25 protein-coding genes are annotated in these 20,285 nt (G+C 69.4%); 12 read left to right on the forward strand and 13 right to left on the reverse strand.

Annotated features, from left to right (window positions below):
- The first annotated feature begins 93 nt into the window (after positions 1-93).
- The 4 genes from AB0M47_RS16070 (at position 94) to AB0M47_RS16085 (ending at position 4,505) form a co-directional block, all read left to right on the forward strand.
- Complete coding sequence (locus AB0M47_RS16070; protein ID WP_363413544.1) at positions 94-1,506, forward strand: hypothetical protein; 1,413 nt, start codon at positions 94-96, stop codon at positions 1,504-1,506.
- On the forward strand, positions 1,466-2,971 hold the full coding sequence (locus AB0M47_RS16075; protein WP_363413547.1) for a DUF87 domain-containing protein: 1,506 nt from the start codon (positions 1,466-1,468) through the stop codon (positions 2,969-2,971). The genes AB0M47_RS16070 and AB0M47_RS16075 overlap by 41 nt, the downstream gene beginning before the upstream one ends.
- Before the next feature lie 166 nt (positions 2,972-3,137).
- Positions 3,138-3,959, forward strand: a complete 822-nt coding sequence (locus AB0M47_RS16080; RefSeq protein ID WP_363413550.1) for a replication-relaxation family protein — start codon at positions 3,138-3,140, stop codon at positions 3,957-3,959.
- A gap of 252 nt (positions 3,960-4,211) precedes the next feature.
- Entirely contained in the window at positions 4,212-4,505 is a 294-nt protein-coding gene (locus tag AB0M47_RS16085) for a hypothetical protein (protein ID WP_363413552.1), read from the forward strand.
- A gap of 257 nt (positions 4,506-4,762) precedes the next feature.
- On the opposite strand, the gene AB0M47_RS16090 is transcribed toward AB0M47_RS16085, so the two are convergent.
- The 8 genes from AB0M47_RS16090 to AB0M47_RS16125 form a co-directional block, all read right to left on the reverse strand.
- Complete coding sequence (locus AB0M47_RS16090; protein WP_363413555.1) at positions 4,763-5,083, reverse strand: hypothetical protein; 321 nt, start codon at positions 5,081-5,083, stop codon at positions 4,763-4,765.
- A 38-nt stretch (positions 5,084-5,121) separates the two neighbouring features.
- Complete coding sequence (locus AB0M47_RS16095; protein WP_363413558.1) at positions 5,122-5,613, reverse strand: hypothetical protein; 492 nt, start codon at positions 5,611-5,613, stop codon at positions 5,122-5,124.
- Positions 5,614-5,837: 224 nt separating this feature from the next.
- Complete coding sequence (locus AB0M47_RS16100; RefSeq protein ID WP_363413561.1) at positions 5,838-7,466, reverse strand: recombinase family protein; 1,629 nt, start codon at positions 7,464-7,466, stop codon at positions 5,838-5,840.
- Positions 7,467-7,654: 188 nt separating this feature from the next.
- A complete protein-coding gene (locus tag AB0M47_RS16105) occupies positions 7,655-8,113 on the reverse strand; it encodes a SigE family RNA polymerase sigma factor (protein ID WP_363413564.1) in 459 nt (152 codons plus the stop codon).
- 59 nt (positions 8,114-8,172) lie between these two features.
- A complete protein-coding gene (locus tag AB0M47_RS16110) occupies positions 8,173-9,117 on the reverse strand; it encodes an alpha/beta hydrolase (protein ID WP_363413567.1) in 945 nt (314 codons plus the stop codon).
- Between the two features lie 58 nt (positions 9,118-9,175).
- Entirely contained in the window at positions 9,176-9,937 is a 762-nt protein-coding gene (locus tag AB0M47_RS16115; protein WP_363413570.1) for an SDR family NAD(P)-dependent oxidoreductase, read from the reverse strand.
- Positions 9,938-10,171: 234 nt separating this feature from the next.
- Positions 10,172-11,155, reverse strand: a complete 984-nt coding sequence (locus tag AB0M47_RS16120; protein WP_363413573.1) for an alpha/beta hydrolase — start codon at positions 11,153-11,155, stop codon at positions 10,172-10,174.
- A 143-nt stretch (positions 11,156-11,298) separates the two neighbouring features.
- On the reverse strand, positions 11,299-11,709 hold the full coding sequence (locus AB0M47_RS16125) for a DUF5990 family protein (protein WP_363413576.1): 411 nt from the start codon (positions 11,707-11,709) through the stop codon (positions 11,299-11,301).
- 132 nt (positions 11,710-11,841) lie between these two features.
- On the opposite strand from AB0M47_RS16125, the gene AB0M47_RS16130 reads away from it, so the two are divergent.
- From AB0M47_RS16130 to AB0M47_RS16140, 3 genes are read left to right on the forward strand one after another with little or no spacing between them, the layout of a single operon-like run.
- Positions 11,842-12,549 carry a TetR/AcrR family transcriptional regulator gene (locus tag AB0M47_RS16130; RefSeq protein ID WP_363413579.1) on the forward strand — a complete coding sequence of 236 codons (708 nt, stop codon included), beginning with the start codon at positions 11,842-11,844 and terminating at the stop codon, positions 12,547-12,549.
- Position 12,550: 1 nt separating this feature from the next.
- The gene (locus tag AB0M47_RS16135; RefSeq protein ID WP_363413582.1) at positions 12,551-13,216 is read left to right on the forward strand and encodes a lysophospholipid acyltransferase family protein; all 666 of its coding nucleotides are present in this window, start codon (positions 12,551-12,553) and stop codon (positions 13,214-13,216) included.
- A gap of 51 nt (positions 13,217-13,267) precedes the next feature.
- A complete protein-coding gene (locus tag AB0M47_RS16140) occupies positions 13,268-14,329 on the forward strand; it encodes a hypothetical protein (protein ID WP_363413585.1) in 1,062 nt (353 codons plus the stop codon).
- 77 nt (positions 14,330-14,406) lie between these two features.
- Here the strand turns inward: AB0M47_RS16140 and AB0M47_RS16145 are convergent, their stop codons facing one another.
- Positions 14,407-15,039: an SDR family oxidoreductase gene (locus AB0M47_RS16145; RefSeq protein ID WP_363413588.1), complete on the reverse strand. Its 633-nt coding sequence runs from the start codon at positions 15,037-15,039 to the stop codon at positions 14,407-14,409.
- Between the two features lie 121 nt (positions 15,040-15,160).
- On the opposite strand from AB0M47_RS16145, the gene AB0M47_RS16150 reads away from it, so the two are divergent.
- Positions 15,161-15,742 (forward strand): helix-turn-helix domain-containing protein, encoded by a 582-nt coding sequence (locus AB0M47_RS16150; RefSeq protein ID WP_363413591.1) that lies wholly within the window; start codon positions 15,161-15,163, stop codon positions 15,740-15,742.
- On the opposite strand, the gene AB0M47_RS16155 is transcribed toward AB0M47_RS16150, so the two are convergent.
- The 3 genes from AB0M47_RS16155 to AB0M47_RS16165 form a co-directional block, all read right to left on the reverse strand.
- The gene (locus AB0M47_RS16155; protein ID WP_363413594.1) at positions 15,706-15,990 is read right to left on the reverse strand and encodes a TetR/AcrR family transcriptional regulator C-terminal domain-containing protein; all 285 of its coding nucleotides are present in this window, start codon (positions 15,988-15,990) and stop codon (positions 15,706-15,708) included. The two genes, AB0M47_RS16150 and AB0M47_RS16155, sit on opposite strands and share 37 nt — an antisense overlap.
- Before the next feature lie 136 nt (positions 15,991-16,126).
- Entirely contained in the window at positions 16,127-16,858 is a 732-nt protein-coding gene (locus AB0M47_RS16160; protein WP_363413597.1) for an NAD(P)H-binding protein, read from the reverse strand.
- 151 nt (positions 16,859-17,009) lie between these two features.
- The gene (locus tag AB0M47_RS16165) at positions 17,010-17,258 is read right to left on the reverse strand and encodes an SCO4226 family nickel-binding protein (RefSeq protein WP_253756009.1); all 249 of its coding nucleotides are present in this window, start codon (positions 17,256-17,258) and stop codon (positions 17,010-17,012) included.
- Positions 17,259-17,559: 301 nt separating this feature from the next.
- Between AB0M47_RS16165 and AB0M47_RS16170 the strand changes: the two genes are divergently transcribed.
- From AB0M47_RS16170 to AB0M47_RS16185, 4 genes are all read left to right on the forward strand, one after another.
- Positions 17,560-17,994 (forward strand): SRPBCC family protein, encoded by a 435-nt coding sequence (locus AB0M47_RS16170; RefSeq protein ID WP_253756011.1) that lies wholly within the window; start codon positions 17,560-17,562, stop codon positions 17,992-17,994.
- The gene (locus tag AB0M47_RS16175) at positions 17,981-18,310 is read left to right on the forward strand and encodes a metalloregulator ArsR/SmtB family transcription factor (protein ID WP_253756013.1); all 330 of its coding nucleotides are present in this window, start codon (positions 17,981-17,983) and stop codon (positions 18,308-18,310) included. The genes AB0M47_RS16170 and AB0M47_RS16175 overlap by 14 nt, the downstream gene beginning before the upstream one ends.
- Before the next feature lie 80 nt (positions 18,311-18,390).
- A complete protein-coding gene (locus AB0M47_RS16180; protein WP_363413601.1) occupies positions 18,391-18,825 on the forward strand; it encodes an SRPBCC domain-containing protein in 435 nt (144 codons plus the stop codon).
- Between the two features lie 92 nt (positions 18,826-18,917).
- The gene (locus tag AB0M47_RS16185; protein WP_363413604.1) at positions 18,918-19,370 is read left to right on the forward strand and encodes a hypothetical protein; all 453 of its coding nucleotides are present in this window, start codon (positions 18,918-18,920) and stop codon (positions 19,368-19,370) included.
- 12 nt (positions 19,371-19,382) lie between these two features.
- On the opposite strand, the gene AB0M47_RS16190 is transcribed toward AB0M47_RS16185, so the two are convergent.
- Complete coding sequence (locus tag AB0M47_RS16190) at positions 19,383-20,279, reverse strand: DUF222 domain-containing protein (RefSeq protein ID WP_363413607.1); 897 nt, start codon at positions 20,277-20,279, stop codon at positions 19,383-19,385.
- Positions 20,280-20,285: the final 6 nt, after the last annotated feature.

Here is a 20,285-nt window from a genome sequence, read left to right on the forward strand (position 1 = left end):
TCACCCGGAGCACACCGTGATTGTTTACGCCCTGTCCCAAGCCCCTACTACGTCCTGCGTCCCTGCTCAGTCCACTGTCGCCAATGAAGGGAAGTGGTCACGATTCCGACGACGCTGATCCTGTTGGCGGCCCTGTTGGCCGCCGGAAAACCCTCGCCCGCCCCGTCGCCGAGGCCAAGCACGAACAGACCTCCGCAACCCGGCGACCTGCTGAACCGGTGGCTCGCCATCGTGCTCGGCTGGCTGCACGCCCATGCGGCACTGCTGGTCTTCGCCGTGTTGCTGGCCGTCGCCGTCGTGGCGGCGGTGTGCGTGGTGCGCCGTGCCCTGTGGCGGCGCGCTGTCGCCGCCGGTACCTGGGTCGAAGTGGTCCCACCCCGGCAGACTCCGATCAGCCAGTCCGCCGCCGCCTGGCGGCTGCTCGCGTCCCTGGCGGTGCGGGCGCAAGGCGGCTGGCATCTGGTTAAGCCACCCCTGGCCATGGAGGTCCACGGTGACGCCGGACGCCTCGCCTTGACTGTGTGGGTGCCCGCATGGATCACCGCCTCGGCGGTGGCGACCGAGGTACGTATGGCGTGGCCGGGCGCGGCCACGCGCCCGTTCACCCCACCGACCGGAGGCGACGGCTGGCACGCCGCCGGTTACCACCTGATGCCCACCCACACCGACCTCGGCCCCCTGGTCGACGAGACCAGCATGGGCCGAGACGCCCGTGATGCCGATCCGCTGCGGCCAGTGTTCGACGCCCTGCGACACCTCGGCGGGCCGAACGTGCTGCAAGTCCTCGCCAAACCGGCAGGCGACCGGCGGATCAACACCCTCGCCTCAGCGGCCCGGCATCCGGTCAAGCCGCGCCGCCCGATCGCCGCCATAGCAGCCAACCTCACGGTCAGGCTGCTGCTCGGGCTGCTACGCGCAGCACTCGACCTCCTCCAGTACCTCGCATCTTCCGGCTCCGGCTCGCGCTCTGGTGTGGGTAAGGCCGGCGGCAGCGAGGCGTACCGGCCGCCGGATGCGTTGCAGCGGGCGCAGATGCGCCGCGCGGCCGACAAGCTCGCCGCCGGGCCGCATCTGCTCGTCGCGATCCGCACCCTCGCGGTGCGGCCCGCACGGGCCTACGCGCGGGCCGAGGCCCGCACGATCGCCCACGGCTACGCGGTGGCCGCGAAACTGCGCCCACGGCGGCTCCGGCGGGCTCTGTGGCTGGTCACCGAACGCTACACCCGCCGAGGCCACTGGCTGCTGGCCACGGCCTCGGAGTTGGGGGTGCTGTTCCACTTCCCGGCCGACCCCGCCCGGCACGGATTCCCCGTCGCCGCGCTCACCCGACCGTTCCCCACCGACGCCGCCGAGATCCCCTCGGAGCGGCCGACCGCGCACACCTCCGGCTGGACGGGCCACCGGTGGAGCGCCCCGGCCAGGCTCGCCGTCATCGACGACGAACCCGACGACTACGACCCGAGCGATGACCCCGCAACGCATGGAGACCATCACGATGAACGCTGACCAACCATCCACACGCGAGCGCGGGCCGGAGACTTCTCCGGCCCGTCTTCTTCTTCGCCCGTTCAACGACCTCGCCCGCACCCGCCCGAAGCCGCTCGGCGTCACCGACGCCGACACCTCGGGTGCGCTCGTCGGCCTGCACGTCGAAGACGCCCGACATCACCTGCACGTGCTCGGTCCGACCGGCACCGGCAAATCCACGCTGCTGCTCAACTACACGATGAGCGAGGTTCGGGCCGGGCGCGGCGTGGCCGTGTTCGACCCGAAAGGCGACCTCACCCGGGATCTGCTCGACCGGCTCCCACCCGAAGCCGCCGAGCGTCTGGTCTTGATCGATCCGGACGAGACGCAGGCGCCGGCCGCGCTGAACCTCCTCCAACTAGCGCAGGACCCGTACGACACCGCCGATCAGCTCGTCGGGGTCATGGCCAAAGTCTGGGCGAATACGTGGGGGCCACGCACCGACGACCTGGCCCGCCACGCCCTGCTCACGTTGATGCGGCTACCCGGGGCGAGCCTGGCCGACCTGCCCACCCTCCTCGCTAACCCGCGCCTGCGGCAGGCGGCTCTACGGCGAGCCGAAGACCGCGATGACGACGGCTGGAGCGTCGATTTGCACGCGTTCTGGTCCTGGTGGGACTCCCAATCACCCGCCCTGGCCGCGCAACAGCTCGGGCCGCTGCTGTCCAAGCTCCGCGCGGTGCTGTCACGACGGTTCGCCGCCGGGCTGTTCGGCGTACCGCGTTCGACGTTCCGCCTGGAGGACATCCTCAACGGCGGCATCCTGCTCGTCCGGCTACCCAAAGCGATGGGCGAGGACACCGTCCGGCTCACCGGATCGCTGCTGCTGGCCGCTTTGCTGCACACCGCCGGACGCCGCACCGCACTACCCGAACACCAGCGCCTCGACGCGTCGCTGATCGTCGACGAGTGCCACCAGTTCGTCAACCTGCCGATCGGCCTGGATGACGCCCTGGCCGAGACACGGGCCTTGCGGCTGTCGATGCTGCTCGCACACCAGCACTTGGGGCAGCTATCGAAGCAGGTACGGGACGCGATCGACGCCAACGCCCGGTCGAAGGTGTTCTTCGCCCTCGCCCCGGCCGACGCCGACGCGCTCGCCCACCACGTCAAGCCGTACTTCGCCGCCGACGACCTGATCCACCGCGACGCCTACGGCATGGTCTGCCGCCTGGTCATCCGCGGCCGCAACGCCGAGCCGTTCACCCTGCGCGCCCGGCCCGCACCGCCAGTGTGGCCCGGCCGCGCCGAGCTGCTACGAGCCGCCGCCCGTCACCGCGGACTACCGCTCGACGAACGGCGCAAGCTCGCCGACGCCCGCCGTCTCGGCCCGTCCGCCCAACGAGCCCGCCAACGCCCCCAACAGGTCGCTGACCTGGATCTGTTGGACGCCAACAGCTCCGGTGACAGCGGGCCGATCCTGCCGCCGGACGGTGGCCGGTGACCCGCGACCTGTCTCGGACCCTCGGCCGGTATGGAACCTCCGGCAGAACCTCTACCCCTACGCCACCTGACAGCGCAGGTCAGCCGTCTGACACGGCCGCCACACCGAAAGGGAACTCATAAGGATGATATCGAAAAATTACGTACACAAAGTTCACTCGCTGCGCATGACCCCGCCCGGCGGGGCCAACGTCGCCGACGAGATGCGCCGCCTCATGCCACGTGACCGGTGGCTGATCGACCTGCTCGGCCAGCACCGCGTCTTCACCACCGAACAGATCAACACCCTGGCGTTCAACAACCTGCACACCGCCCGCAACCGGCTGATCCTGCTCAACCAGCGCGGCTTTCTCGCCCGATTCCGCGACGCGATCCGCCCCGGCAGCCAACAATGGCGCTGGACCCTCGACCTGTTCGGCGAGGTCTACCTCGCCAGCCGCGACGACCAGCCCACACCGAAGTTCTCCACCATCCGCGCCAAGATCAACAAACTGGCGGCCAGCCCCCGCCTCGCCCATCTGATCAACGTCAACGATCTGTTCGTCGACCTCATCGGCCACGCCCGCACCACCAGCGGCGCGGCCCTGTCGCAGTGGTGGTCCGAAGCCGCCTGCCGCAACCTGACCGGCGACCTCATACGCCCGGACGGCTACGGCGACTGGACCGAACACGGCCGGCGGATCACCTTCTGGTTCGAGCAGGACCAGGGCACCGAGAAGACCCACCACGTCATCGGCAAACTCGACGGCTACGACGCGTTCCTACGCGCCTCCGGCCGCCGCGACGCCATCCTGTTCCGCCTCGTCAGCCCCCGCGCGGAGAAAGCCTTCCGCACCCGGCTGGCCGAACACCCCGCCGTCGCGGGCGGGCGGCTGCTCGTAGCCACCACCGGCGGCAGCCAACACCACCCGGCCGCCGCGATCTGGCAACCCGCCACCACCACGCAGCGAGTCCGCCTCGCCGAACTCGCCGACCACTACCCGGCCTGACAGGTCCCGTGTCAAGCCCTGCAAGGTTTTGTCAGACCGGCACTGACCTGCCCTGTTAGACCGCGTCAGGTCGTGACAGGTCAGCGAAGCCCAGGCGCGGCAAGCCTTCGTGGCCCGCCGCACCATCCCATGTCACAGCGGCGGCGGACCCATGGTCCGCTCGTGGCCCAGCAACTCCAGAAAGGACACCCGTAGCCATGTCCAAGCCGCAGCGCACCCACCGTATCCACCGAGTACACGCCAAGGAGCCCTATGACTGAACGCAGTCCGAGCGGCACCCCTCAACGCCGAACTGCAACCACACCAAAACGCGTCCCACGGCCCCGGCGGGCCGACCACGACACCATCCAGGAGAACCCGGACACCGCCGACACCACGAGCGCGCCCGCACCGGTGGGCGCGCTCGTGCGCTACCTGACCGACCCCGCCATCGAGGAAGCCATCCTAGCCTTCGTCGCCACTGCACCACCCATGAGCGAAGTCAAACGCGCCAAACTCGCGCGGTTGCTCGGCACCGACAAGTGCCGCTTCGAGCCCAGCGACTAGCAGACCCACTCAACACGGGCTTGACCAGGCCCAACAACAGTGCATTCGCGTTCGTGGATGCAACCCAACACGGTGACCCAACAGCACGGGGCGACATCCCAACCGGATGCCGCCCCGCGCCTCCTTCAAGGCTCGCACCGCCTCCGATCCTCGTGTAGCGGATCTGGGAGTGGCGTCCTGGAAACCCAGGTTACTTTTGCGATCGTTGGGCGTAAGGCGGGGCACTTCACACCGCGACCACCCCGGGCTTTCGCTGATCAGTCACGAGGGTCGAAGTCTGCTGGAGCGACCACGATCTCCCGAAGCCCGCCTAACCGGACGTCTGCGTCCAGTGCGGCGTGCTCGAAGGCCGCGACGGCAATGTCCAAGGCTGCCCCGGCAGATTCGGCGGTCACAAGCATCGTTGCTGTCAGCGACATCCCGATGCCGCGATCGATGAGGCCCGCCTGCGCGGTCTCGACGCCAGGCTGGAGTTTCAGTGCCCAGTTCATCGTGTTGGCTGACTGTTCAGTCGCACCCGGTCCGTCGAACTCTGGCCGGACCTCCCACGTGGCGGCGGGCGTGTCGGCTGTGTTCATTGGCCTATTCCTTTCGGCCGGGCGGCAATCGCACGCCGTCAGGCGGCGATGTACACAGGAGCGCTGGGCACGGTGAACACGCCCGGCAAGACGAACGCCGCGCATGCGACCCACCAGCCGGTGCCGTGCGCCCCTGGGGTTCCGCTGGGAGGCACGTACCGGGTGTAGGTGGAAAACGCCGACGCGGTCCATTCGTAGTACTTCCACGACTTGACGACGCAGCCCTCATTCTTCCAGTTCGCCTCGTTGGACGACGGCTTGTTCGGGCACAGGAACAGGTACAGATCCACCTCTACCCGGCCGCCGTCCTCGTCGCAGTAGCGCAACTTGGCGATCACGCCGCCCGCGCCCGACGACACGTGTGGGCTGTCCATGCTGAGGGTGCACGTGGCCAAGAGCTCCGGCTCCGGCTCGCGAGCCTGGGCCGGAGATGCCAGCGCGGTCACCGTGACGCCGACAAGGAGCATCAGCGCTGCCACCGCGCGGCCGACGACCGCAACCAGACCGGCCCCTGACCTTCTGAATACCATGACGATCCTCCCCGTAGCGGCTGAGCTTCACGGTGACGACGGACAGCCGCTGTAACCCGCCGCCGAAGCGCCCAGCCTCACAAAAAGATCCACATGCGTCAACATATTTGCAGGCATTCACTCGATCGTGTGTTCGAATCAAGTTGACAGGGGGCTCGCAACGATGAGAGGCAGCGCCCCCAACCTGACGCCGCCCCACGCCTCCTTGAAGGCTCGCACCGCCCCTATCCTCGCGCAGCCGCCTTCGCCTTCACAGCCTTCTGGGCCGGCATAGCCGCCTTCCCAGACTTCTTCGCTGGCGTGGCGGCCTTCGTCTTCAGGCCGGGCTTGGCTGCCTTCACCGCTGCCGCGACCGGTTCGGCGGCCTGCTCGGTCAGCTCCGGCATCTGCGCGTCGTCTTCGGCCAGCTTCCACCGTCGCCACACCCGATGCGGGCCGAACGTGCGCGTCCCCTTGCCCACCGGCAGCAACTTCAATTCGAGGACCTCGTTGATGATCTCCCGCTTGCGGGCCACGTCATCACCGAGTTCAAGCCAGTGCTGCTCGGCGTGCGGGCCGATCATCCCGCGCAGCACCGGCGGCACACCCGCCTCCTGGGCCTCCGCCTCGGCGGCGGCGATCTTGCGCAATAGCCCCGCCTCCGCACGGGCGAACGACACCGCCGTCACCTCGCCGTCCTCACCGAGCCTGCGCCAGTCCTCCAACTCGGCACGCAGCCGCTCGGCCTCCGTGCGGGCCTCAGCTACGCCCTCATCGTCGAACTTGCGGTGCAACTGCTCGGCGGTCTCCGGCAGCGCACAGTAGGCCACCACGATCCGCTCCACGAACTCGTCCAGGTACTCCATCTTCACCGCCGCGCACCGGCGCAACAGGCACGAGTACACCTGCCCCTGCCAGCCGTGCCGGTTCACATTCGACACCGACAGCGGACCGTCACACACCCCGCAGTGCACCATGTACGACAGCAGATACCGCGCCTTGGCGGGCTTCCACGTCTTGCGGTCGGGGTTCTCCAGCATGTTGCGCACCGACCAGTACGTCTCCTCCGACACCAGCGCGGGCCACATGCCGTCCCCGACGATCTCCCCGCGCAGCACCCGCTTGCCGATGTAGGCCGGGTTCAAGGCCATCTTCCGCACGATCCCGCGCCGCCAGATGCCGCCCCGCGAGGCGGGGATACCCCGATCGTTCAAGCTGTTCTCGATCCGGATCAGCGGCGTGCCCTTCGACAGCTTCTCGAAGATCTCCCGTACCACACCGGCCTTGGTGTAGGTCGTCTCGGTGCCGTCCTTGCCGATCGCGGTGTGCGGGTTCTCGTCGGGGTCCTGCCGGATGAACGCCTTCGTCCGCGAGTGGTTTACCCGCTCGTAGCCGTAGGTCTCGTGTCCGTGCGGGCGGCCCGCCGCCGCCGCGCCGTCGATGCCGCGCTTGACGTTGTCGCGGATGTAGTCCGCCTGGAACTCCGCCTGCACCGCCTGAAAGCCCAGGAACATGCGGTCATTGCGGTCGCGCAGGTCGAACAACTGCCCGCCGACCAGCCAGAAGTACAACCCCACCTCGTAGCACAGATCCCGGATCTGCACATACACGGCAAGGTCGCGCTCCTTGCGGGAGATCTCCCATACCACCAGCACGTCATCGTTGCCAGAACGGATGCGCTTCATCAGCTTCTCGAAGTCCGGCCGCTCCTTCGTCGCGTGCCGCGACGCTGAACGGTCGTTGTCCCAGAACGACTTCCCACGCCGCCAGCCATGCCGACCGACCTCGGCCAGGTTCAGCTTGCGCTGATCGCCGACCGACTTGCCCTGCCCCTTCTTGTCCTCGCTGGCCCGCTCATACGTCAGCGCCGACACCGCATCGCCACCAGCAAGGAGATCCGCCTTGGAAGCCCACACCCGCCGCCGACGACGCCCTGAAGGCTTCTCACCATCAGCCGGGGAGTCCACCGTGGAATCCGGCACCCGCCGACCCGTCGCCCGTCGTACCATTACCACATCACCAGCCCTAACCGCGTCCTATCCGGCCACGACCAGCTTAGCTGTTATCGCCCCCTGGGAGTGCCCGGCGAGCAGCCGAGCGCGGCGGCGGTCTCGGCCACGTCGAGCCCTTCCCAGTACCGCAGGACGAGCACCGCGCGTTGGCCGGGCGAGAGGCGGGCGAGCGCGGCCTGGAGATCGACGGTGCGGTCCACGACGAGGTCGACCGCGGGATCCGCGGTGCTCGCGGGCAGCTCAGGTGGGTCGCCGAACGGCCGCACGTGCCGCGACCACCAGCCGCGGCGTTGGTCCAGGAAGACGTTCACCAGCATCCGGCGGACGTACGCGTCAGGCGAGTCGGCCGCGCTGACCCGGCGCCAGTGCCGATACAGGCGGATCAGCGCCGCCTGCACCAGATCGTGCGCCTCATGCCAGTCACCGCACAGGTGGTACGCCGTCCGTTGCAGTGCCGTCACCCGGCCCTGCACGAACTGCGAGTACCCGCGTTCGTCGTCCTCGCGCATCCGACTCCCTCCGTCAAGAGTCTGACTGAGGCAGCCGGGTCGCCGGTTGTGGCCGGGGTTCAGCTCATTTCGCGAAAGGTGTGCCGTCGGATCGCCGGGACGACGACATCCCAGGTGGCGGGCGGCGGCACCTGGTGACCGCCGCCGTCGAGGACGAGCAGGGTCGCGCCCGGTATCTCGGCCGCGAGCGCCGCACCGTGCGCGACCGGGAACATCGGGTCCGCGTCGCCGTGGATCACCAGCGTCGGTGCCGTCACCGTGCCCAAGTCGCGGGGTGCATCGTCCTCGTCGTCGGTCGTGAGCACGATCCAGTGGTTCTTGGCGCTCGCCTCCAGATCGGTGGACCGATCGAAGACGGGTCCGGCGACCTCCCGGGTATGCGCGGTGTCGAACGACGACGGTCCGGCGTACACCTCCTCCTGCGCGAGGTAGTACTCCACGACGGAGTCGCGGTCGGACCAGTCCGGGTCGGGCAGCGACACCCCGCTCAACCGCGCGGCCATCGGCGGCAACGGCACGGACGGATCACGCCGGGCGATCGGGCTGGTGGAGATCAGCGTCAGCGACGCCACCTGCTCTGGATGGCGTAGAACCAGGTCCTGGGCGAGGCCGCCGCCCATGGACACCCCGACGACGTGCGCGTGGCCGCCGGCCAACTGCTCGATCAATGCCGACGCGTCTTCCAGCAGCTCCCGACTGCCATAGCCGGGCTTGCCCACCGGGTACGCCGTCGACCGGCCGGTGTCGCGGTGGTCGTAGCGGATGACGTGCCGTCCACCCAGACCGTCCTTCTCCCCGGCGGCCTCTCCGCTGACTTCCCCGCTGACGTCTCCGGTGACTTCCCCGGCGGCTTCTCCGCTCGCCAGGCGGCGGCAGAACTCCGCGTCCCACCAGTCCATCGAACTGGACGCGCCGCCGATCAGCAGGATCGACGGGTCGGCCGGATCGCCGAACTCCTCGACGCACAAGTGCACGTCATTGACGGTTACCAGGTTCTCCCCCATGGCCCGACCCTAGAACCGCCCCGCCCGGTACGCCACCGGAACCGCCTGCTGTCGCTGGTCAGACGAGGGTCGCGCCGCCCGCGATGTCGAGCACCACTCCGCTGATCCAGCCCGACTCCGCCGATGCGAGGAACAACGCGGCCCGGGCGACGTCGTCCACCGTGCCCAGGCGGCGTACGGGATGCATGTCGATGAGCATCTGCCGCTGGTCGCCCTGGATCCACTTCTCGTTGGTCTCGGTCAGGATCGTCTCCGGCGCGATGCAGTTGGCCCGGATTCCGGCCGGCCCGACCTGCGCAGCCAGGTCCTGCGTGAAGATCTGCACGCCCGCCTTCGCCGCCCCGTACGCGACCAGCGTGCGCGCGCTCGCACGACGCCCGGCGGCCGACGACAGCGTGAGGACGACCCCCGAGCCTCGGCTCTTCATGTCGGGCAGGAAGCACTTGACCGTCAGGAACGTCGAGGTGAGGTTGCGTTCGACGTCGGCGCGCCAGTCCTCCTCGTCGATCTCCTCGATCGGCGTCGGGCGGCTCTTGCTGCTGCCGGCGCTCGTGATGAGCACGTCGACCGGGCCGACCTCGGCGTTGATCCGGTCGCGCATCGCGGCGAGATCGGCTGAGCGTGTGACGTCACCGGTCACCACCAGCGCGGACACACCGGCCTGCTCGACCCGGCGGCGTACGCCGTCCAGCGCGACCTCGTCCCGTCCGTGCAGCACGACTCGGGCGCCGACCTCGGCGAACGCGACCGCCATGGCCGCGCCGATGCCCCGTGAGCTGCCCGTGATCAGGACGACCTGGTCGCGTAGATCCTCGTACATGTCACCACCTCCGCCCTCGGTTCTACCCGAAGCGGCGGCGAAGCGCGCCCGACTTCCCCGAGCCGTAGCCCGACTTCCTCCAAGCGTCCACGCCCGACTTCCCCGAGCCGTAGCCCGACTTCCTCCAAGCGTCCACGCCCGACTTCCCCGAGCCGTGGCCCGGCGGCGGGTCATGATCTACATCCCGTTCCGTGTCGGATCCCCACCCGGCAGCGACACTTTTCGGGATGTGGATCATCCGCCGTCCTTGTCTGGGGTGGCGGTGACCGGAGCGCCCGAACCCGTGGTCGCGGATCTCGGCGCGGGAACCGGCCAGGCCTTCGCCGCCCGGTCGGCCGAGCGCCCGTGCGCCGGAGCGGAGTCGGTCTCGGCGAGGAACGCCCGCAGCACTTCGGCCGCGGCCGGTGCGTTGTCGAGCCAGGGCAGGTGGCCGGCCCCGCCCGCGTGGATCGCCGGTCCGCTGATCACGTCGGCGATCGTGCCGAGCGTGTCGAGCCGTGCCAGCGGATCACGTTCGCCGAGCAGCAGGCAGACCGGTTGGGTAAGCCGTCCCAGGTCGGTCGCGCCGTAGCCGCCACCGGCATGGGTCGCCCGGGACAGCGTCCTGAACGCGGTGTCGAAGCCGGGCTGCGCCGCCACGGCGTCGGTCAGCTCGGCCCAGCCGTCTGGCAGCCGATCCGGGGACTGCCCGAGCCGGGCCCACCGATCCTGCCCGCCATTCCGACGACCGGTCATCGGCCAGCCGCTCAGCTTCCGGGGGGTGAGCACCGACGTCCCGGCCGTGCACGCGGGTGCGCCGAGCAACGCGATCGCGCGTACGCACTCGGCCCGGTCGGCGGCGGTCCACAGTGCCCACAATCCGCCGACGCCGTTGCCGCCGATCGCGACCGCGTCCAGGCTCATCGCGTCCAGCAGCCCGTGCACGAACCCGACGGCGAACCCGCGCAGGTAGGAGACGGTGCGATAGTCCGTCGGCTCGGCCTGGCCGAAGCCGGGCAGGTCGACGGCGAGCACCCGGTGCCCGGTGAGCCGGGCCATGAGCGGCAGCCACACCGAGGCCGCCGTCGCGACGTCGGGCAGGAGCAGCAGGGTCGGACCCGATCCAGACTCCAGTACGCGAGTCCGGACGCCGAAGCCCGGGATCTCGACGGCGTACTCGATCGGCGTGACACCGCAGGCGACGGCGACGCGCCCCTCTGCGTCTGCCAGCGTCTTCATGCGTCCACGGTATGCCTCAGGACCGGCCTCCCGCTGGGGGGATTAGGCCATAAAGGCACCGAATGTGTCACCGCCCAGCGCAGACCGTCCACGATCGAGGGACGCAGTATCAAGCGACGCGGTATCGAGCGACGCAGCTGGGATCAGTCCACGGTCCAGCTGATCAGCGGCGGGCGTACGCTCGCGCACACCGGACCACCAGCAGGATCGGTGAGACCGAGCCGAGCCGTGAGCTGACCGGCGGCCAGCGCCGCTTCGGCGGTCGCCGGGTCGATCCCGTCGAGCCACAGCTTCGCCCGCCGGAACATGACGCCGTCGGAGCCGAGCCAGGTCAGGTTGACGAACCGCTGCCCAGGCCCGCCCTGGATGTGCGGCCCGCGCACGTCGAGCCGGCCGTCGACGACCTTCGCCGCCGTGCCCGTCAGCTCCCAGGCGACCTCGGCGGCGTCGCCGGGCTGCACCCCGAGCAGCTCGGCAGGCTTGTCCCGCCGCTGTACGCCGACCGCGACGTCCGGGCGTCCCGGCAGGTTCCGCCCCTCGATTCGGATCCGCATGGGCCCAGTATTCCGCCGCGGTACGACAGCCGCCGGCCCGCGCCGAACCAAAGGCAGAAGACGGGCGGGCGAACGGCCCGACACTCCGCGCCGAAATAGACACTGTCTACGCACCCGTGATAGACAGTGTCTATGCATGACAACCTGCCGGATCGGCTGGTCCAGGCCGGCGTGGCACTGCTGCGGCAGGAGGGCGTCGAGGCGCTCTCGTTGCGGGAGATCGCCCGGCGGGCCGGGGTCTCCCACGGCGCCCCACGCCGCTACTTTCCGACCCATCAGCGACTGCTGGGCGCGATCGCGCGCGAGGGTTACCGGGAGTTCGACCGCCGGATCAGCGCGGTCGCGGCGGCCGGCGGCGACCCGGCGGAGCAGCTCCTTCAGATCGGGCGGGTCTACGTCGCCTTCGCCGAGTCCGATCGCGGCATGTTCGAGTTGATGTTCCGGCACGACCTGCTGCGCGGCAACGAGATCGGGCTGCGCCAGGACAGCCTCGCGCTCTTCGACGTCCTCGTACGCCTCGCCGAGCGGGCGGGGGCGAAACCGGCCCGCCGCCGGGCCGCCGCGCTCTGGGCCAACCTGCAGGGCATCGCCCAGCTGCACCTGTGGGGCAGCCTGGAGCTGGCCGCCGGCGCCGACGACGTCGACACCCTGCTCCGGACGGCGGTCAGCGCCCACCTCGGCACCCAGGACCAGGCCACCAGCCAAGCCGACCGAGCCACCAGCCAAGCCCTCGACCGAGCCGCCGGCCAAGCTCCCAGCCAAGCCGCCGGGCCGGCCGACGAACACACCGCGCAACACACCGCGCAACAGACCGCACAAGAAACCGCACTGGGAGCCTGACGTGCTGCTGCAATCCGCCGTACGCCCGATCGCCGCCGCAGTGCTGCGTGTCGCGTTCTGGCCGACCGTCGAGGGCCGCGAGAACGTGCCGCGTCGGGGCCCGGTCATCTTCGCGGTGAATCACATCTCGGCCCTGGACAGCTTCCTCATCTCGCCGTTGTCGCCGCGCCGGGTCGCCTTCATGGCCAAGAGCGAGTACTTCGTCCGCAGGGGCGCGCTCGGCTGGCTGATGCGTACCGCACTGGTCGGGACCGACGCCATCCCGGTCAGCCGCACCGACTCCCGGTCCGCGCTCGGTTCGCTCGACGTCGCCGGCGCACATCTCGCGAAGGGCGGCGCGTTCGGCATTCACCCGGAGGGCAGCCGGTCACGCGACGGGCGGCTCTACCGTGGGCGTACCGGGGTGGCGTGGCTCGCCCTGGAGACCGGCGCGGCGGTCGTGCCGGTCGCGGTCAGCGGCACCGATCGCATCCTGCCGGTCGGCGCGCGGATTCCCCGGCCGGGCCGCATCACCGTCCGGTTCGGACAGCCGCTGCACTTCGACGGCTCCGAGGGCAAGACCGCGAACCAGGCGCGCCGAGCGGTCACCGACAAGATCATGGACGCGATCGCGAAGCTGTCCGACCAAGAGCGCGCATCGTCGTACGCCGATCTCCCGACAGACTGAATCGCGACATCAATATTGACGCACATCTGTCTTTTATATAGATGTGCTTTCATGAAGCGCACACTGTTCCGGCTGGCGGCCGCAGTAGCCGCCACGCTCGCACTCGTCACCGTCAGCACCGCGCCGAGCCAGGCCGCCGTCCCCGACCGCAAGGGCTGGGTGCTCTACAACGCACCCGCCGCGAGCATCGTCGGCTTCGGCACCTGGCCGGCCGCCACGACCGTCACCCCCCTCGCGCCCGCGGGTCGCTACCAGGTGCGATTCCCCGGCCAGGCGGCCTCGGGCGGCGTCGTGCACGTCACGGCCGTCAACTCGGTCCCGCACTGGTGCCAGGTCGAGGCCTGGGGGATCTCACTCTCCGACGAGATCGTCAACCTCCGCTGCTACAAGGCCGGCGGGGTCCTCGACCCCACCAGCTTCAGCGCGTTCTTCACCAGCGCGTCGGGTCTCGGCGGCTTCGGACCATATGGGTACGCCTTCAGCAGCGCCACGGGCACGGTGGTCAATCAGTACAACTCGTCCGGGGCCGGCAACACGGTGACTCCCGGACCGGTCGGCCAGTACTTCGTGCGGTTCCCGGGCCTGGTGACCGGCGGGCCGATCGACGGGAGCCTCCAGGCGACCGCGGTCAACTCGGCCACCGGCGCCCGCTGCAAGATCGCCAAGTGGTCCTCCACCGCGACCGGCCAGGACGTGATGGTCTTCTGCTTCGACTCGGCCGGGGCCTTCATGAACACCGCGTTCACCGTGACGTACCAGTACAAGGTGTCGCTCTACGGCGCGTCGATCCCGCCGAAGTACTTCGGCTACGTGCTGAACGTGCCGCCGGTCGGCCCGCCGACGACGAACTTCAACTCGATCGTCGGGCTGAGCGCGAACACCATCGTCGCCGCCGGGGCCGGGCTGTCGCTGGTGACCTTCCCGCGCATCGGGTTCACGCCGAACACCGTGCAGGTGACGGCGTTCGGCACGACCCCCGACTTCTGCGGGATGAACACCTTCTGGGGCAACTTCGGGTCACCTGACGTGGTCGTCCGGGACGTGAACTGCTTCACCTCGGCCGGTGCGCCGTCCGGCAACGGGTTCCTCGTCAGCGCCAGCTCGATCCTCTGACCGCCCCTCGATCCTCTGACCACCCGGTGCGTGCACGGCATCCAGGGCCGTGCACGCACCCTCTGCCCCCGCCGCACTCAGCGAGCGAGGGCGATCGAGTGCCCGAAGGTCGTCGGATCCCGCAGTACCCGCAGCATCTCGACGGCGACCTCGGCGCGAGGCGTGAACATGCCCAGCGGCAGATTCCGGTCCAGCCGACGGCGTACGCGGCCGGTCGCGGGCTGGTCGGTCAGCCGGGACGGCCGCAGGATCGTCCAGTCCAGCCCGCTGGACCGCACGACTTCTTCGGCGCGCACCAGGTCGGCCCAGCCTTCGCGCAGCACCCGGCGCAGGATCGGCTTGACGGCGTACCGGGTCAGCGGATCGTCGCCACCGTCCACATAGGGACCTGACGCCGAGACCACGATCAGCCGGCGTACGCCGGTCTCCGGCAGCGCCCAGCGCAAGGCGGCGGCGGTGTCGCTGCACACCGTGGTGGGACCGTCGGGCCGGGGGCCGACCGCCGAGAGGACGGCGTCGCGCCCCTTGATCGCGGGCGCGATCGCCGCTCCGTCGAAGACGTCGGCCACCACCACGTCCAGGCGGTCGGCGCGGACGGGCAACCGGCTCGGGTCACGGACGATCGCGGTGACGTCGTGGCCGTCGACCAGCGCCCGCTTCACGAGTTCCTGCCCGATCCGCCCGGTGGCGCCGCAAACGGTGATCTTCATGGCTTCTCCCCAGTGAGGTAGTGGGTACCGTGGTTAGTGAGCACTTACTAACCACTATGATGGTTAGTGAACACTCACCTGTCAAACCCAGCACCTGTCAAACCCAGCAGTGGAGGCGGCCGTGGCGCAGACCCGGGACGTGATCCTCGACGCGGCGCTGACCGTGATCCGCGAACGCGGCCTCGGCAAGGCCACCACCAAGGCGATCGCGCAGGAGGCCGGCTTCTCCGAAGCCGCGCTGTACAAGCACTTCGCCGACAAGGAGGAGATCTTCCTCGGCGTACTGCAGGAACGGTCGCCCGGCTTTCCGCCGCTGCACGCCGCACTGGCGGCCAAACCCGGCAGCGGCACGGTCGAAGCCAACCTGATCGCGATCGCGACCGCGGCGATGGCGTTCTACCACGAGAACTTCCCGCTCCTGGGCTCGATCTTCGCCGAGCATCGCGTGTTCGAGACGCATCGCACGCGGCTGACCCAGAAGGGCGCCGGCCCGCACAAGGTGAATCAAGCGGTCGCCGGCTACCTGACGGGCGAGCAACAGGCGGGCCGCGTACGCGCCGACGCCGACGTGGCTGCGGCCGCCGATCTGCTCCTGGGCTGTTGCTTCCAGCAGGCATTTCTCAGTCACTACCAGGGCCGGCCGGTCGGCCGCGAAGCCGCCGAACGCTACGTACGCACGCTCCTGCCCACCTTCGTGGCCTGACCTGCGGCGGTACCAGCTTTGCTGGCTGCGTCGACGCCTTCGAGGTCGGCGGCCAGCCCGTCGAGCAGTGCGCGCAGACCCACTTCGAAAGTCCGTTCGGGTCCTTGTGCGTACTCGCCGATCGAAGCGGATTCGAGGCGTGACCGCAGGCGGGGGTAGAGACCAGCGACCTCGCGGGCCTTGCCCATGGTGGCCCTGATGACCGCAGCGGCGTCGGAGCCCTCGCGCGTGAGCCGCCGCCTGAGCATCTCGTGAAGCCCGATGGCCAGCGAGGCTGCGCATGTTCAGACCGTCCAGACCTTCCTCGTCGAGCAGTTCGACGGCGGTCTGGACGATCTGGTCCCGGGTCAGGGTCTCGCGCGGCACGCGTCGACGATGTTGCACTTAGTTCAGGAACTCTTCCCAGGTACGCGAGCCGAGGTCCGCGCCGGTGACGGTCAAGTTCGCCCCGCTCCGGTACGCCTTCCCAGCCGCGCCCGGGATCCGGACCGGCAGGAGCAGCCGCCGCTTGCCGGTCGTCCGCAGGTAGCCGGTGATCAGTTCGCGCATGTCGTAGACGCGCGGCCCGGCCAGGTCCGGCACGAGCCCGGCCGGCTCGCCGAGTGCCAGTTCCACCAGGCGTCCGGCGACGTCCCGGGCGTCCACCGGCTGGAAGCGCAGCCCGCCGGGCACCGGAACGATCGGCGACTTCGTCATCCCTTGCAGCGTCGTGCGGACGAGGTCGTGGAACTGCGCGGCGCGCAAAGTCGTCCACGGTACGCCCGACTCCGCGACCGCCTGCTCGGCCGCCTCCTTCATCCGCAGCCAGGCCAACGGCACCCGGCCGACCCCGATCACCGAGATGTACACCAGATGGCGTACGCCGGCCGTCCGCGCCGCCGCGACCAGGTTGCGGGTGGCCACGTCGTCGCCCTTCTGCGCACCGGCCAGGTGCAGGACGATCTCCGCCCCGTCGACGGCGTCCGCCACTCCTTCCCCGGTCAGCAGATCGGCGACCACGTCGCCGTTGGCCGCGTTGCGGCTCAGCACCCGCACCTTCGCGCCGGTCTGCCGCAGCAGTGGCACCACCTGGCGGCCCAGCGTCCCCGTGCCCCCGGTCACCAGAATCGTCGTCATGATCTGCTCCTGTCTCGTTCGCTCAACTCGTCGCTCAACTCGTCGTTCGAAACCCTGACGAGCCGGGGCGCGCGAATGTGACAGGCCCTCCGGGATTTCTCCCGGAGGGCCTGCCTCACACAGGTGCAGGTCGCAGAATCAGACCTCGATATCAGACCTCGATCGGCACCTCGTAGACCTCGGAGGTGGCGTGCCCGGCCTTCGAATGCACGCGCATCACCGCCTCCTTGTCCGGTCCGGTCGACAGGCAGAACGCCTTGCCGGAGATCGGATCGAGCCATGCCTTCTCGAAGTGCACCATCTCGTCGGCCTCTACCGCGAGATCGGCCTCATGCGCTTTCCGCAGGTCTTCCGCGGTGGCGTTGACGAACCCGGTGTGCACGTCCATGAACGTGGGCATCCGTCTCCCCCTTCTCGAATCCATGCGGCGACAGCCGCCGGTTACCGCGTTCGTCTCCAGCATGCGCTTGGTCTTGGGCCTGAGCTGGCCTTTCAGCACACTGAGACCCACTCCGTATCCGGCGGCGAAGCCGCGCCGGAAGCACGCCTTGACGCAACCGGCCGGTTGCGATAGCGTCGATAGCAACCAAGTAGTTGCGATAACCTGTCGTAGGGCAGAGTCGTAATACAGAGTCACCGGCAGTCACCGGCAGTCGACCCGGCAGTCGACCCGGCCAAACATCGGCAGAGGAGAAACAGTCATGGCATTCCCTGACCGCATCGAGCGGACCCTTGAGCTCAACCACGCTCCCGAGCGCGTCTGGCAGGCGCTGACCACCGCCGAGGGCCTCGGCACCTGGTTCGGCCAGAAGGCCGAGGTGGATCTCCGCGTCGGCGGCCACGCCAAGCTCACCTGGGACAGCGGCGACGTCGCCACGCTCACCATCGAGCGCGTCGAACCGCCGCACGTCTTCGGCTACACGTGGATGATCTACGGGCTGCCCGCCGAGGACCCGCGCCGCACCTACGTCGAGTTCACCTTGGAACCCAGCGACGCCGGCACTACCCTCACCATGGTGGAGACCGGATTCGCACAACTCCCCGACGGCGAGTACAAGAAGGCGTACTCGGCGAACAACGAGGGATGGACCAGCGAGCTGGGCGAACTCGTCGCGTACCTCGATGGAACTCACTGACCTGGAGGCGGTGGCGCAAGAGGTCTTCACCGCCCTGGCCGACCCGAGCCGGCGAGGCATCCTCGCCGCGCTCGCGGCCCACGGCCCGGCCACCGCGACCGACCTGGCACTGCGCCTGCCGATCACCCGGCAAGCCATCGCCAAGCACCTCGGCCTGCTCGCCGAGGCCGGTCTGGTCGTCGCCGAGCCCGGCGAACGACGCCGCGTCCGCTACCGGGTGGACTCCGCGCCGATGAAGATCGCTCAACAGTTCCTCGGGGCACTCGCCCGCGACTGGGACGGGCCGCTGGCAGCCCTGCAACGCCAGCTCGACTGACTCACCCCGCAGCCTCAGCGACGCCACGCCTAGTGGTGACGCCGATGCCGCACACCTTCCGACAAGAAAGAGGGAGCGAAATGTTTGACATCCTGCACCGGGTCGGCGTGATCTCCGGCCCGAGCGAGGTCTACTCGGCTCTGACCACCGTCGAGGGCCTGGCCGCCTGGTGGACCGAGGAGACCACCGTCACCGACGACGGCGTCCTCCAGTTCCGCTTCGCCGAAGGCGGCTTCGACATGAAGGTGCTCGACACCCGCCCGAACGAACTCGTCCAGTGGGAGGTCGTCGACGGCCCCGCCGAATGGATCGGCACCCACGTCCGCTTCGACCTCAAGCAGGAGGACGACTTCACGATCATCCTCTTCCGCCACGAGGGCTGGGCGGAGCAGGTGGAGTTCATGAACCACTGCTCCACCAAGTGGGCCACCTTCCTGATGAGCCTCAAGCGGCTCGTCGAGACCGGCAAGGGCGAGCCCGCGCCGGACGACGTCAAGGTCAGCAACTGGCACTGACCCAACTGCCGGCCCTGACCCGCTGCCGGCCCTGACCCAACTGCCGGCCCTGACCCGCTGCCGGCTCTGACACAGCCGCATATCCTGCCGCCATGCAGGAATGGGAAACCGAGATCGCCCGGCTCGACGACCGCTTCCGGCCGATCGCCCAGGCGTCCACGCCCAGCCGAGACCTCCCCGCCGAGGCCTCGGCTGAGCGCGTCCTCAGGTCACTGATCAACGTGTACGCCGAAAGCACCGAGCCGGATCGAGCGGCCCTGCGCCGGCTGCTGGACCGATACCGGTACTTCCGTTGGGGCGCCCACCTGCCCTACGAGTGGACCGGGGCGGCGGAGTTCCGGGCGCGGCTGATCCACCTGTCGCTGGTCGACCAAGGCGACGACACCCGCGACGAGATCCTGACCCTGCGCGACTACTGCACGCGTGCGTACGCCGAAGGCATCGAGGTCGCCCCGATCGTCGCCGAGGTCGTGACCATGTCGAGCGACGTCGACAAGTACGGCATGGGCTCGATGAAAGCAGTCCTCTCGGCGTACGCGTCGTAATCCGGGCAGCGATCAGCATCTTCGGTGGAGAGTGTTCCGCACGGGCCTTCGGAGCGGGTCGACGAAAGCCGGCGGAAGGAACTCGGGGAAGCCATCTGGTCTGATGCGGACTTCCCAATGCCCGTGGTGGATCTCGCGATGGTGGAAGCCACAAAGCAGGACGCTGTTGGCGACGCAGGTGTCGCCGCCGTCTGCCCACGATCGGACGTGATGCCCGTGGCACCACTGCGGTGGCCGGTCGCAACCGGGGAAGGCGCATCCGCGGTCCCGCAACACGAGTGCTCGGCGGAGTGGTCCGTCGATCAGGCGTCGGGCGCGGCCGACGTCGAGGACCTGGCCGTCGCCGCCCAACACCGCGGGGATGATCTTCGCGTCGCATGCCAATCGCCGCACGGTCTCCGGGGTGAGTAGGTCGCCGGTGTCGAGCAAGCCCGCGCCGACCTTGGCCTGGAGCGCGTCCCAGGGCAGGGTGATCGTCAGGTGTGGTTTCTCGCCGCCGTTGTCGGGCAGCTCGCCGGCGTTCATGATCCGCTGGCAGACCTCGATCAAGGCGTCAGCCCGCCGGGCCCCTGCGGAACGCAGGTCCGGCTCCCCCGGCAGCACCCGGGCTGCGAGGTGATCGCCCTCGACCGCATCCGCGCCGCCCGCATGCGCGCAGCCTCCGCCAGCGCAGCCGGCAACACCGCCTCGTGCATCCACGCTGCCGCCAGCGCAGCCCGCAACACCGCCGCCGCCACGGCAGCACGCCGCCGAAGAGCCTGCAACACCGCCGCCTGCACCTGGGCCATCGTCAGGGCAACATGCGACGCAGCCGCCCGAGGCATCGGGCAGTGCGGCAGCCGCAGCGGTGGGTGCGGGCTTGCGTGGTCCGGACAACGGATCCAACGCGGTCCGCACGATCGCAGCCATCTCCGA

This window comes from Hamadaea sp. NPDC051192, from assembly GCF_040682475.1.
GTDB lineage: Bacteria > Actinomycetota > Actinomycetes > Mycobacteriales > Micromonosporaceae > Hamadaea > Hamadaea flava.